15 protein-coding genes and 2 tRNA genes (1 of these 17 only partly in view) are annotated in these 13,117 nt (G+C 40.9%); 11 read left to right on the top strand and 6 right to left on the bottom strand.

Annotated features, from left to right (window positions below):
• On the bottom strand, positions 1–80 hold the 5' portion of the coding sequence (glnA, locus tag QC759_RS11610; protein ID WP_048073004.1) for a type I glutamate--ammonia ligase. Its footprint begins 1,249 nt before the window's first position; only the first 80 of its 1,329 coding nucleotides appear in the window; its start codon is at positions 78–80; its stop codon lies beyond the left edge, outside the window.
• A gap of 147 nt (positions 81–227) precedes the next feature.
• Positions 228–980: a HesA/MoeB/ThiF family protein gene (locus QC759_RS11605; RefSeq protein ID WP_048073005.1), complete on the bottom strand. Its 753-nt coding sequence runs from the start codon at positions 978–980 to the stop codon at positions 228–230.
• 261 nt (positions 981–1,241) lie between these two features.
• Between QC759_RS11605 and QC759_RS11600 the strand changes: the two genes are divergently transcribed.
• The gene (locus tag QC759_RS11600; RefSeq protein WP_048073006.1) at positions 1,242–1,442 is read left to right on the top strand and encodes a hypothetical protein; all 201 of its coding nucleotides are present in this window, start codon (positions 1,242–1,244) and stop codon (positions 1,440–1,442) included.
• 66 nt (positions 1,443–1,508) lie between these two features.
• The gene (locus QC759_RS11595; protein ID WP_048073007.1) at positions 1,509–1,802 is read left to right on the top strand and encodes a DUF2769 domain-containing protein; all 294 of its coding nucleotides are present in this window, start codon (positions 1,509–1,511) and stop codon (positions 1,800–1,802) included.
• A 127-nt stretch (positions 1,803–1,929) separates the two neighbouring features.
• Here the strand turns inward: QC759_RS11595 and QC759_RS11590 are convergent.
• Positions 1,930–2,039: transfer RNA gene (locus tag QC759_RS11590), tRNA-Met, on the bottom strand.
• Between the two features lie 246 nt (positions 2,040–2,285).
• Between QC759_RS11590 and QC759_RS11585 the strand changes: the two genes are divergently transcribed.
• Positions 2,286–3,116: a methanogenesis marker 8 protein gene (locus QC759_RS11585; RefSeq protein WP_048073008.1), complete on the top strand. Its 831-nt coding sequence runs from the start codon at positions 2,286–2,288 to the stop codon at positions 3,114–3,116.
• 50 nt (positions 3,117–3,166) lie between these two features.
• Here QC759_RS11585 and QC759_RS11580 read toward each other — a convergent pair whose 3' ends face one another.
• Entirely contained in the window at positions 3,167–3,550 is a 384-nt protein-coding gene (locus tag QC759_RS11580) for a CBS domain-containing protein (protein WP_048073009.1), read from the bottom strand.
• Between the two features lie 50 nt (positions 3,551–3,600).
• On the opposite strand from QC759_RS11580, the gene thiC reads away from it, so the two are divergent.
• From thiC to QC759_RS11540, 8 genes are all read left to right on the top strand, one after another.
• Entirely contained in the window at positions 3,601–4,875 is a 1,275-nt protein-coding gene (thiC, locus tag QC759_RS11575; RefSeq protein WP_048073010.1) for a phosphomethylpyrimidine synthase, read from the top strand.
• A gap of 151 nt (positions 4,876–5,026) precedes the next feature.
• Positions 5,027–5,305, top strand: a complete 279-nt coding sequence (locus tag QC759_RS11570; protein WP_048073011.1) for a glutaredoxin family protein — start codon at positions 5,027–5,029, stop codon at positions 5,303–5,305.
• A complete protein-coding gene (locus QC759_RS11565; protein ID WP_048073012.1) occupies positions 5,302–5,811 on the top strand; it encodes a ferredoxin-thioredoxin reductase catalytic domain-containing protein in 510 nt (169 codons plus the stop codon). Before QC759_RS11570 ends, QC759_RS11565 begins: the two co-directional genes overlap by 4 nt.
• 268 nt (positions 5,812–6,079) lie before the next feature.
• A complete protein-coding gene (locus QC759_RS11560) occupies positions 6,080–6,931 on the top strand; it encodes a helix-turn-helix transcriptional regulator (RefSeq protein WP_048073013.1) in 852 nt (283 codons plus the stop codon).
• 281 nt (positions 6,932–7,212) lie between these two features.
• Positions 7,213–8,631, top strand: coding sequence for a PAS domain S-box protein (locus tag QC759_RS11555; RefSeq protein WP_048073014.1), 1,419 nt, complete (start codon positions 7,213–7,215; stop codon positions 8,629–8,631).
• Between the two features lie 243 nt (positions 8,632–8,874).
• Positions 8,875–10,548, top strand: a complete 1,674-nt coding sequence (locus tag QC759_RS11550; protein ID WP_048073015.1) for an ATP-dependent DNA ligase — start codon at positions 8,875–8,877, stop codon at positions 10,546–10,548.
• Between the two features lie 85 nt (positions 10,549–10,633).
• On the top strand, positions 10,634–11,035 hold the full coding sequence (locus QC759_RS11545; protein ID WP_231863010.1) for an OB-fold nucleic acid binding domain-containing protein: 402 nt from the start codon (positions 10,634–10,636) through the stop codon (positions 11,033–11,035).
• A 127-nt stretch (positions 11,036–11,162) separates the two neighbouring features.
• Positions 11,163–11,236: transfer RNA gene (locus QC759_RS11540), tRNA-Gly, on the top strand.
• Position 11,237: 1 nt separating this feature from the next.
• On the opposite strand, the gene QC759_RS11535 is transcribed toward QC759_RS11540, so the two are convergent.
• Both QC759_RS11535 and QC759_RS11530 read right to left on the bottom strand, forming a co-directional pair.
• Positions 11,238–12,242 (bottom strand): UPF0104 family protein, encoded by a 1,005-nt coding sequence (locus tag QC759_RS11535; protein WP_048073016.1) that lies wholly within the window; start codon positions 12,240–12,242, stop codon positions 11,238–11,240.
• Positions 12,243–12,244: 2 nt separating this feature from the next.
• Positions 12,245–12,922, bottom strand: coding sequence for a glycosyltransferase family 2 protein (locus QC759_RS11530; RefSeq protein WP_048073017.1), 678 nt, complete (start codon positions 12,920–12,922; stop codon positions 12,245–12,247).
• Positions 12,923–13,117: the final 195 nt, after the last annotated feature.

Here is a 13,117-nt window from a genome sequence, read left to right as displayed (position 1 = left end):
ATGTCCACGAATTGCAGCCTTACAAATTTAGTGCCGCATTTTTCAATATTTTCAATAACTTTTCCTATTTTATCTTGCAATTTAGTAACCTCCGTGATCTTCACCGGAAGAATGTTTCCTTTTACTGGTATATAAATGTTTGCGGGTAGATCCCACCGGCAGTATTCATATAAATTAGTCAATAAAAATGTATTAAATCGCTAATAACAATATAAAATTAGTATAATCTAAAATCTAACTATTGAAAATGCTTCTTCTTTCATTAAATCAAATATTAAGACACGGGGGGCCATTATAGGGGTACCTTTCCGGGTGATTAGTTTAACGGCTTCCATGGCTTGCAGGCAGCCTACGATGTTGGGAACCGGTCCTAGGACTGGTGGAACTTCTTTACTAAGATTTGAGATCTGGGAAATGATTTCTTCAGTCAATTCTTTTCCTTGTGAAGGTAATTTGAATAATTCTTCGTATGAAGGAGTTGAATTATTAAAAACAGTAATTTGGCCCATTGTTCCGTGTATAGCTCCGTGTATGAACGGTATGTCCAGCGCTTCTGCACTGCGCCCCACGATTATCCGGGTTAAAATATTGTCCAGGGCATCAATCACTACCTGGCTTCCGGTTAAAATTTCTGTAACATTTTTCCCATTTAATTCAGTGTTGAAGGTTTCAACTTCTATGTTTGGATTGATGGATTGGAGTCTTTCTTTAGTTGCCTGTGTTTTAGGTGTACCGATACTTTTCAGGTTGCTCATGAGCTGTCGATTAATATTAGATACTTCAAAGACATCTTTGTCCACTATTTTGAGTTTTCCAACTCCCATTCGGGCTAGCATCTCGGTTGTGGCGCCTCCTATCCCCCCACAGCCGATAACGGTAACTGAAGAGTTTAAAATATCTAACTGTTCCTTTTTGCCGATGATTCCTTTTTGCCGGTCTAATATTTCCCAATAAATTTTTTCACTGTTGTTTTCAGGCATGGATACACCAAATAAGCCATTCATTAATTATCTAAAGGGTCTGCTATTGTTGGTTTTAATATTTTTGGTACACTTACCCTTAACCATACCTATATATTCTAGAAAGATATATCAAAATTTTATATATCATAATTAGATATAAAATAGGTTTAACCTTTTTAACTGTTCAATCTGCGACTTGTCCTCATACCCTTGAAAATGTGTAAATAGTGGATTTATAAGTTATAATGGTCGTTTTAATGAATTTAGGATGTGAAAAATATGAATCGTGTATTTAAAGGATTGCAATCTTATCTTACTGACTGGAAAAATCTTTTAACCCACAGTCTGGTGGGAGTGGCTATTTTATTAATTGCTCTTTTCGCCCCGGTAAGTCCTTACCTTCGAATCGCCTTTGTGGTGGTAGTGATTGTTTTCAATGTTATCCGGATGAAGTACTTCTCCGGAAAGAATGACAAATAATTAAAGAAATCAAAACCAAAGATCATAAGGTCTTCATATGATTTTACAGATTGACAGGTGATTTAGTTGGATAGATTTGAACTTATCATGGAAAAAATGTCAGAAATGTCAGAAGAACAGTTAAATTCATTAATTGACATGCAAAAGAAGAGGATCTGTGTATGCCGTAGTTGTCCCACTTATGATCAGTGTATGACGGAAAATAGTGAATCTTTATTTTGTTTTTTAGGTAAAAGCCAATGTGAAGTTGATCCCGCAGAATGTATATGTTCCACCTGCCCGGCTCATGATAACTTCCAGCTTAAACATGAATTGTATTGTTTAAAGGGTTCGGAAGAGGAACAGCGGGGTAAATCTTAGATCATAGACTCTATTCTTTTTTTAAGATATTATGGTAGGAATGAATTAAAAAAACGTTAAAAACAGTTTACAAATAGGGTTTAAAGTAATATTCAATGCTATTTTGTTTTATAAAAGTAAAAATGAGTGCCGGGGGCGGGATTCGAACCCGCGACCTCGCGGTATCCCAGGAAAAAGTCAGAGCACTTGCTTAATACCCTATGAGCCGCGCGCTCTAACCAGCTGAGCCACCCCGGCATGGCTTATATGCTGTTCATTCTCATTTCATTTAAAGTTTTCTATACAAATCGCCCTTTATTAACCTTTTTTAGAAATCTATTAACTTATTCCTCATGCCCTTGCAGTGGCCGGGCTGGATTTTATTATTGGATTCACCTATCCTATTAAACTCCAGGGGGCATTGATTATTTATTTATGTCCATCTTTTAAGACAAGAATACACTAGGAAACTGGGGTTTGGAAAAAACAAAAAAGGTGTTAAAAATGGATGAGCATGTAATGGAGGCTTTGGGAAAGGCAAAAATAATCATAAGGGATGGTAAGGTAGTGGAAGTGGAAGAACCTCAAGTTGCCTACTGTCCTCTGTTCCATAAATACCGGGGAATAGAAAAAATCACCCCTCAAATAATTAAAGAAAACATGGAGTTTCGTATCAATGATTTTGGTATGTGCACCAACCAGAGAGAATTAAAAATGGCAGATTTCCTATCCTTTGGAATATCAGAGATACTGGGTACTTTACTGGATGAGGAAATCATCCAATGTGCGATAATCGTATGTGAAGGTTGTGGTACGGTGATAGTCGAAGATCCAGAACTGGCACAGGGGATAGGGGGCAGAGTTTCTGGAATTATCAGTACCACGCCCCTAACTGAATTAATCAACAGTGTAGGTCAGGATAAAGTATTAAATCCAGAAAATGCCGAAATTGACCAGGTAAAAGGTGTTTTAAAAGCTATTGATGAGGGATACACTAAAATCGGTGTGACCATTGCTTCTGCAGATGATGCTAAAAGCATCAGGGAAATTGAAAGCAAACATGAAGGTGTAAAGATCTATATTTTTGCAGTCCACACTACGGCCACTTCCTACGAAGATGCAGAGGTCCTGTTTGAGTATGCTGATGTGATCACGGCGTGTGCTTCACTCCAGATAAGAAATCTTGCTGCAGAGAAGAATGCATTTTCAGTGGGGGCTTCAATACCAATTTATGCAGCAAGTAATGAGGGGGAAAAATTCCTTAAACTCAGAATAGAAAAGATAGGAGGAATAAAGGAGAAAAAAGATGCTAAAATACCTGATCCTTTAATTTAAGCACAGTTTAGAATATTCTGCTTCCTGATTTATTACCCCTTTTTAGGGAACTAAATTTCTCCGGAATCAGCCAGTGCACGGATAAGTGAGCTCTGGGTTATCAGTCCCACTAAATTGCCATCCTCCACCACTGGAATTCTTTGAAAACCTTTATCGGCCATTATCCGGGTGATAACCATGACTGGGGTGTCCTTTTCTACAACCTGAAGGTCTTTGCTCATTAAATCACCCACCTTCAAACCCAGAGATTCACCTCCTGCAAGTAAAACGTCTCGATGGGTTATTATCCCTACCAGATGTTTTTCTTCAACTACGGGCAGGCCCCCCACATTGCAGCGCATCATCTTCAGTTTGGCAGCAGCAACCAGGTCAGTGGGGGAGGTAACATGCACCTCTTGGATCATGATATCCTTAGCATGCAGTTTTTCTATCATAATAATTAATTTAAGACCTACTTCCTAATATATGAAACGAGGGATGAAAAGTGACTCAGTTGTATCAGGCTGGCCAGGGCCAGCCCACAGATGAAATACGAAAAGTAGCAGAATACGAAGGCATAGACGTTCAAAAACTCACCAGAAGAGTTGCTAAAGGTCATGTGGTGATTCCCAGCAACAAGAACCGGAACACCAAACCCTGTGGTGTGGGTAAGGGACTACGTACCAAGATAAACGCCAACCTGGGTTCTTCCCCGGAACTGGAGAATGTGCAGTTAGAAGTTAAAAAGGCCAAAATTGCCGCTGAATACGGTGCAGATGCATTGATGGACCTTTCCACTGGACCTAAATTTCGCCAGGTTCGCCAGGCGATAATGGAATCTACTGACATTCCTTTGGGGACAGTACCCATATATCAGGCCGGGATCACAGCTTCTGATGCGAAAAAAGCAGTGGTGAACATGGATGAAGACGATATGTTCCGTGCTATAGAAGAACAGGCCCGGGAGGGTGTGGATTTTATGACGGTGCACAGTGGCATCACTCTGGACACTGTGGAAAAAGTTAAAAAGTCAGAAAGGGTTATGGGTGTGGTGAGCCGTGGTGGAGCTTTCCTGACAGCGTGGATACTCCATAATCAGGAAGAAAACCCTTTGTACCAAAATTATGATTACCTCTTAGAGATTGCCCGGGAACACGATGTCACCCTCTCCCTGGGTGATGGGCTCCGACCCGGTTGTCTGGCCGATGCCTCCGACATACCCCAGATGGGGGAACTCCTTATACTGGGAGACCTGGTTAAACGTGCCCGGGAAGCAGATGTGCAAGTTATGGTGGAAGGACCCGGACATGTACCTCTGAATCAAGTGGAAGCCAACATGCAGATACAGAAAACAGTCTGTAAAGGGGCTCCATTCTATGTTTTGGGCCCAATAGTAACTGATCTGGCTCCAGGATATGATCACATAACTTCCGCAATTGGGGGAGCACTGGCAGCTCGTTCCGGGGCGGATTTCCTGTGTTACGTTACCCCCGCAGAACACCTGTCCATACCAGGATTACAGGACGTTAAAGATGGGGTTGTGGCTTCTAAAATAGCTGCACAAGCTGCAGATGTTGCCAATGGACTTAAAAGTGCTTGGGATAAAGAAATGGAAATGGCCCATGCCCGGAAAGATTTCCAGTGGGAAAAACAGTACCAGCTTGCCTTTGACCCGGAAAAAGCAAGAAAATGTCGTGAAAGGAGGCCTACGGCTGAAAGTGATATGTGTACCATGTGTGGTGAGTTTTGCGCTTTGAGAATGGTACGGGATAATATTTAACAACGGTAACCAGTATCAACCTGTCCTTTCTTTGATTAAAGTGCCAGTTTATTAATAGAAAGTTGAACATAAAATAGAATAATGTGGAAAGTTCTGGATTTATTTCTCTATAAATAAACTTAAGATGGGATATGGTTAAGGAGGAAACCTAATGTTAATGGAACACGTTGATGGTGAAAACAAAGGTAAAACAGTCCTTTTTGCCTTAAGTACTTGCGGTTGGTGCAAAAAGACACGAATGCTCCTGGAAGAGTTAGGGGTGGAATATGATTATATTTACGTGGACCTACTGCAGGGTGCTGAAAGAAAAGAAGCAATTGAGAACGTGGAAAAATGGAATCCCAAACTTTCATTCCCTACTCTGGTGATAAATGATGAAGAAACCATTGTGGGATTTAATGAAGATAAAGTAAGGGAGATATTGGGATGAGTCCTGCCGATATCACTGTTGAAGATGTAGATGCTTTTTATAAAAAATTAAAAGAAGAAATTGAGTCTAAGGGATATCATTTAAACCCTGATGAGGTGTTCACCAAGGAACTCCTGGAAAGTATCCTCATTAACCAGTCACGTTATGGTTATGGGGCCTGTCCCTGTCGCCTGGCGTCTGGAATCAAAGAAGAAGACCTGGACATAATTTGTCCCTGTGATTACCGTGATCCAGACCTGAACGAATTTGGAGCATGTTACTGTGGACTTTATATCTCTAAAGAAATTCTTAATGGTGAAAAAAAACTAAGTTCCATACCGGAAAGAAGACCTGGACCTCTAGAACGCCGATCCCTGGAAAAATCTACAGAAAAAGAAGATTTAAGTTCTTTGTCTTTTCCAGTGTGGAGATGTAGAGTTTGTGGATATTTATGTGCTCGTGAAGAGCCTCCGGAAACATGTCCCATATGTAATGTAGGAAAAGAGAGATTTGAAAGGTTTATTTAATCTAAATTTTTATTTATAAACCTTTAACTATTCTTTATTTTAATAAATCGGTGATTATTGGCAAATCTGGTGATATGGTTAATAATAATCAATTTTACTAATTCTAATCTATCTTTATATAACACTTACAAGGCCAATATTTATTAATCTTTACTATCCATATGATATAGCAACTAAAATTAAGTTCACCTGAATCAATAATGAAAGTCTTAACCTAAACTCATACATTATTATTAAAATCCCCTTACCAAAAAAAGGTGGAATTAAAATGGATTATATGTTTGAACTATACGAGCAAGTAAAGGATGATATGAAATTTTTCATAGCCTCGGATGTCCGGGCAAAGATATTAATCAGCTTAAGGAGCGGATCCAAGAATCTGGCAGATCTACGTAAGGAGATCCATTTAAGTTCCTCTACAATTTTGCACGGAATGAACCAGCTGGAGCAGAAAAATTTCATCTTCCGAGAATCAGGAAACTACTCCCTGTCCCAGACTGGAGAAGTGGTGGCCAACAAGTTAATTGATGTAATGCGGTCTTTCTACTCCTTGAACCTGTGTGAAGGCCTATTCCTTAACCATGACATCAGTTGCATCCCCCCAGAACTCTTCAAGGACATAGGTTGCCTGGAAAAATCATTCATTGTGAAATCGACTAGCACCAATATAATGAGGCCACAGGAAGTCTTTTCAGAGTTTTTATCCAAAAGCCGGAACTTTAAACAACTCACTTCAGTGTACAACCCCTCCAGTATCCAAACATTCCTGGAAACACTGGAGAAAAAGGGAAATGTTCAGCTTATCATGACCGAAGGAATTCTGGATAAACTGGTGGAAAATGTAGGGAAAGATAAACTGGGAAAATGGATAAAGGATGGTAATCTGCAGTTGATGAAGATTGATGAAGATGTAAAAATCTCACTAACCACCGGTGACAATTTCATTGCAATGGGATTATTTTCAACTGACGGAACCTACGATCTCAACATAGCCCTGATCAGCAAGGGAGAGGAAGCTATTTCATGGGGGAACCGGTTATTTGATCATTATATGCAAAAAGCAACCCCAGTGAAGATTGGCTCCGAGGAAATACAAGACGAGATTGTGGTCATGGAGTAAATCTAACTGATCCCGATATTAAGATATAACTCCGGGAATTTATTATTCCCTTCCCCTAATTTTTTATATTCTCTTTTTAAGTGTTTAAAATAGCTTTAAATTATTTAAAACGGTTTCTAACCAATATGCCTTGTTTTAACCATGGATGATTATCTATATAATATTTTCATGTTTCCAATGCGGTAATGGGGGTCTCGTGAAAAATGAAAATAACTATAAATGGGTGGGATGCATACCAATAACATCTGAAAATCTTAATTAATTGTACTCTGTGGGATGTTATGGCGGAAGAAATAAGAGTTCTAATATTAGAGGATGTGCCACTGGACGCTGAACTAATAGAAACTCAGCTCAAACGTGAAGGACTCCAATTCACATCCAGAATCGTGGAGAAAGAAGAGGATTACCGGAGAGAATTGGCAGAATTCCAGCCGAGTATCATCCTGGCCGATCATTCACTGCCCCAATTTGATGGTATCACGGCCATGAACCTGGCCCGGGAAATCACCCCCAACACGCCTTTTATCTTTGTAAGTGGCAAGATAGGCGAGGATTTTGCAGTTGAAATGCTCAAAGAAGGAGCAACGGATTATGTCCTAAAAAATAACCTCACAAAACTTCCTCACTCCGTTAAAAGAGCTTTAAAAGAGGCTAAGGAGAAACTGGAGAAGTTTAAAGCCCAAGAGGCTATCAAGGAACGGGAAGAAAAATATAGAACTTTATTCGAATATTTCCCGAACTATGTGGTTGTTTTGGGATTAGATGGTAAAATAATTGACCTTAACCATGCTGCAGCAAAATTCAGTCCCCTTTCACGTGAAGACACCATTGGCATGTACTTCAATGATCTACAATCCATCACCGGTGAGGATTCTGTGTATTACCAGGAGTTATTTTCCAGATACCTCAACGGGGAAGAGGTAGGGCCATTCGAGTCCCGTTTAATTTCCAGAGACGGGGAGATACGTTTAATGGAAGTTTATCCTGCACCTTTACTTAAAAACGGGGAATTATTCGCGGTTCAGGTGATAGCCCAAGATATTACCGATCGTAAAAAGGCAGAAACCGAGATAAACGCGTCTTTAAAAGAAAAGGAAATGCTTTTAGGGGAGATAAATGGCCGGGTTAGAAACTATATGAACATGATATCCAGCCTCCTGGAACTCCAGTCAGTTTACATGAAGAATGAAGAGAACCGGGAGGTCCTGAAGGATAACAAAAACCGGGTTAAATCAATGTTACTGATACACGATGGATTTTCCCAGTCGGAAGATTTCGCCCTCATAGACTTCTCCCAGTACATTAAAAAACTCATAGAACTCATTGTCAGTTCCTATCACGTAGACACAGACAGAATTAAGATGAAAACCCATACTGATGGGCTGATGCTGGATATCGATGCAGCAATTCCCTGTGGACTCATCATCAATGAACTTTTAACCAATGCCGTGAAACACGCCTTCCCCGGAACCATGGAAGGAGAAATATGTGTTGAATTTGGATTGGACAACCATGATAATAATGTTCTCCTGGTTAAAGACAATGGAGTGGGGCTCGCTTCCGATATTGAATTTAAAGACAGTGGAACCATGGGCTTCCAACTGGTCAACACCCTGGTAAAACAATTAGAGGGCAGCATAATCCTTTCCAAAAATAAAGGAACCACTTTCCAGATTTTATGGTCTCGGTCCGAATATTAGGCATAAATTGGGATTTAAGGGATGTTTCTGGATAGTTAAGTAGCACTAAACATTATGAGGATATAAACAATCCCTCCCCACATATTTCGGTCCCAGACAGTGATTATTTACATCTATTTTTTTAAAGAATGAGGAAGGTTTAAATTTAAATAACAGTGTTCTTATATTTTTAACGTGAAAAAAGCTTAAGCATGTTTGAATAATTTTGAAATGGTTGTAAATCAGTTTAACGGTGATATTCTAATGTTATATGAAGATTTAGTGGAGGTCTACCAGGATCTGGACTCTACCACCAAACGTCTGGAGAAAACAGATATCTTGGCCAATTTTCTGGCTAAAGTGGGAGAAGAAGAACCGGAACTCATCCCCATGGTAACTTTACTGTCCCTGGGCAGAATTTTCCCCACCTGGAGTGAGGAAGAACTGGGGATAGGGTCGAAACTTCTGATGAAGGCCATTTCTAAGGCAGTTGGTGTTTCTCCCGGTGAGGTGGAAAATCAGATGCGTGATGCCGGGGATATTGGCCTGGCCGCTGAGGAGTTATACCAGAAGAAAAGTCAGGTGACCCTTTTCAGCCGACCACTGACCATAAAGAAGGTACACCGTAATCTGGTGAAAATGGCGGAAGTTTCTGGAAACCGGGCCCAGTTTAAGAAGATAGACCTTTTAATGGAATTATTATCATCGGCGTCACCTTCAGAGGCTAAGTACCTCACCCGCACCGTGCTGGAGGAACTACGGGTAGGTGTGGGGGAGGGAACCATCCGTGATGCCATTTCCCAAGCCTTTAACATCCCTACTGAAGTAGCCGAAAGGGCGCACATGTTAACCAACGACATGGGATTGGTGGCTTCTGTGGCCTGGAAAGAAGGGGAGGAAGGACTGAAAAAATTAACTTTAAAACCTGGAAAACCAGTTAAACCCATGCTGGCTCAGTTATCCCCGGGTATTAAGGAAAGTGTGGAGGAAATGGGATGGGCGCTCTGTGAAACTAAATACGATGGTATAAGGGTTCAAATCCACAGGCACGGTGATAAGATTGACATATTCACCAGAAGACTGGAAAATATCAGCCTGGCCCTTCCAGAAATCACACAATACATTGAAAAATCCCTCCCCCACGAAGATTTTATTGTTGAGGGAGAAATTATTGCCAGCAGGGATGGGAAACCGATATCATTCCAGTACATGCTTCAGAGGGTACGAAGGAAATATGAAATCGATAAAATGGTCTCTAAAATCCCGTTAACCATCTATCTGTTTGATGTACTCTACTACCACCAGCCCACTCTGGATGAACCTCTTCAGGAGAGGAGAAAAATACTCGAATCACTGGTTAAAGTGGAAAATGACCGGGTAGAGCTTTCGGCCCAGGTTAAAGTCCATCCGGAAGAGATTCATCGGGCCCAGGATCTCTTTGAACTTTCCATTAAACAGGGTCACGAGGGTATCATGATCAAGGACCCCCAGGCACCCTACATGCCGGGTATAAGGGGGAAAAAGATGCTTAAATTAAAAGCCGAACCAGAAACCCTGGATCTGGTGGTGATTGGGGGCACTTACGGTAAGGGTAAACGTGCCCATTTAATTGGCTCCTACCTGATGGCGATTCGGGATGAAGATGATAAACTCAAACCTCTGGCCTATGCTGCCACGGGACTGGACGATAAAACCTTACTGGAACTTTCAGAAATGGTAGAACCACTTATCGAAAGCAAAGATGGTAGACAGGTGAAGATAGTTCCCTCTATAATCATGGAAATTGCCTTTAGTGAGATAGTGGAAAGTCCGGAATCTGAGGTTGGCTACTCTCTACGTTTCCCGGTGGTTAAAAGGATCCGCAATGATATTGGTCTGGATGAAATTGACACCCTGGAAAGAATTAAATCCATCTTCAAAAACTCAGAGAAAAGTTAATCCATTTTTTATATCCCATCAATCCCTACTTTTTTTTAAATTCTACTACCACAAATTTATTAATAACAATAGATAACGTAATACTATGGTGGGTATCGATGATAAGAAAATCTTTAAAGTGGCCCTGTTTACGGCGATTTGTGGATTAGTGGGTATGATAGCCTCTGCTAATTCTATAACTCCTCAAACAGTTCAAATTAAAGACATGGACCGGGGAATGCTGGATAAGGAGGTTTCAATTGAGGGGATGGTCACCGGGGTCATCCAGTCCCAGAAGGGAGAAACTTATTTTCTGGAGGTTATGGATGGAACTGGAAGGATCAAAGTGGTGGTATTTGAAAGTGCAGCAACAGAAATCCAGAAGACCAGTGTGAACCTGGAAAGCCTCACACAGCGACGTATAAAAATTGTGGGCAAGGTCACTGAATACAAGGGTAGTCTGGAATTGGTTCTCAAGGATGCCAGTTCTCTTAAAATAGTGGCCTAATCACGTGCCAGTCTTTCTAAAAGATTAAAGAGTTTTCATGGCTTAAATAGCAAACCCTGGGCAGTTAGGGTGGTTGTTTATCTTCCGACCATAAAAATTTAAATTAGAAAAATAAAATCAATGATGAGCGACGTTGGTCCAGCCTGGTTAAGACTTGGGCTTCCCAAGCCTACAACCCGGGTTCAAATCCCGGACGTCGCATTTAACCATTTTTCTTTTTCAAACCCAGGGTGTACCCCTTGATCTCATCCAGTATATCCCGGGCGTAGTAAGCTGAAAATACAATTCCCAGGGCAGAAACCACCCAGAATGAAGCTAAACGATCCACCATGGCTATACTTCCACCAACTGTACTGGGAACTCCAAAGAGCACGAACAATCCTGTGAGGGACAGTTCAATGGAACCAATACCTCCCGGAAGGGCAGATACTATTCCAATTATATTGGCCAGTAGGAAGATGATGATAATGGCTACAAAGTTGATTTCAACATTGAAGGCCATGAATACTACGTACAGGCGCACACATTCCAGAATCCAGGAAGCACTGGTTAACAGGAATACCACCATTAGATTTTGGAAACTGCTGAAGCTTTTGGTGTATTCGATCATGCTGCGTAAACCCTCGGTGAACTTGTGGTAGAAGGTCTCCACCACTTCCTCAGAGATGGGTAGAAAACGCAGTACGGAATGAATACGGTTGTAAATCCAGATACTGGTATCTTCCCTCCAGTTGATAAGGTAAATGACTATTAAAAGTCCTAAAGAGGCTAATCCTCCCATAATGGCTAAAACCCTTATTTTGGGGAGTAAAAAAGCACAGATCAATAATAAAATTGCCCCTATGGCCCCGTCGAAGAATCTTTCAGTTAAACCAGCAGAAAGACCCTCAGAAAGTGTTATTTCGTTGATCTTTTTCCCGGCAACTGCATTTAACACTTCCCCTGCACTGCGCATGGGGCTGAAGTTACCGGCAAAAAGCCCTATGGTTTTGACAATGAAGTTTTTCTTAAATTCCCGGGGCTGGTTAATAATATAACCCCAACGTAGGGAGCGTATCCACACCACAAAGAGGTGTATAAAAATGGCCAACAGTATTAGCCATGGATTTGCAGTTTTTATAATTTCCCACATCTGCTGAGGGCCAATCCAGATTACCAGGAGGGCCAGAAGGAGAATACTTATCAGGAATACATAGTATTTTTTCAAGATCAGATCCTCCGCAGCATTTTACGCACCAGGAGTTTCAGGGTGAACATGAGGTAGTGCACCACATGCCGGGTACGCACATAGGATTTTTCCGTACCATAAACGCACTGTATGGGTTTTTCAGCCACCACCAAATCGTTTTCTGAGGCCTTACACAGGACTTCTGACTCGTAAACATAGTCATTGTAGGATATTCCAGTGAAGAGGGGGGCTGCCTTTTTGGATATCACCCTAAATCCACACTGACTATCAGTTATATGGTATCCGGTTACGAATCTTATGAGCCTAGTGGTAATGCCATTGGAAAACCGACGATGGAGGGGCATGTTTTGTGGGGCCATATCCAGGAAACGGGAGCCAATTAACAGATCCACACCTTCCATTCCATCTAAAAGGAGAGGTATGCATTGGGGGTCGTGTTGTCCGTCTCCGTCTACTAAAACCATAATATCGTAATCTTCTTCAATGGCATATTTAAGTCCAGTTTTAATAGCTGCACCTTTTCCAATATTTTTGGTATGTTTTAAAACTTCAGCACCGGCATTTTTTGCCAGGTTTGCGGTTTCATCCAGGGATCCGTCATCTACAACTAGTACATCAGTGTGTTTCTTAGCACCATCAACCACGTTGGTTATGGCTTTTTCTTCGTTGTAAGCGGGAACAATAGTTATAATCCTCATTTATATTCCTTTAATCAATTATTAGATCATCGATAACATTCTTTATTATGAATTTAAGTACTTTTATTTAATATTTAAATTAGGAGTGTGTCTATTTTTTTGGTTATTCTTTTTCCCATTCAGTACACCCCTCATTTTCCTGTCTTTTTCCAGCTGACCGGGATTAATAGTGGATTCTAATGGTTAAAAACATTT

It is taken from the genome of Methanobacterium formicicum, from assembly GCF_029848115.1.
Lineage (GTDB): Archaea > Methanobacteriota > Methanobacteria > Methanobacteriales > Methanobacteriaceae > Methanobacterium > Methanobacterium formicicum.
Note: the sequence above shows the minus strand (reverse complement) of the source record. Positions and strands in the feature narration are given on the sequence as shown.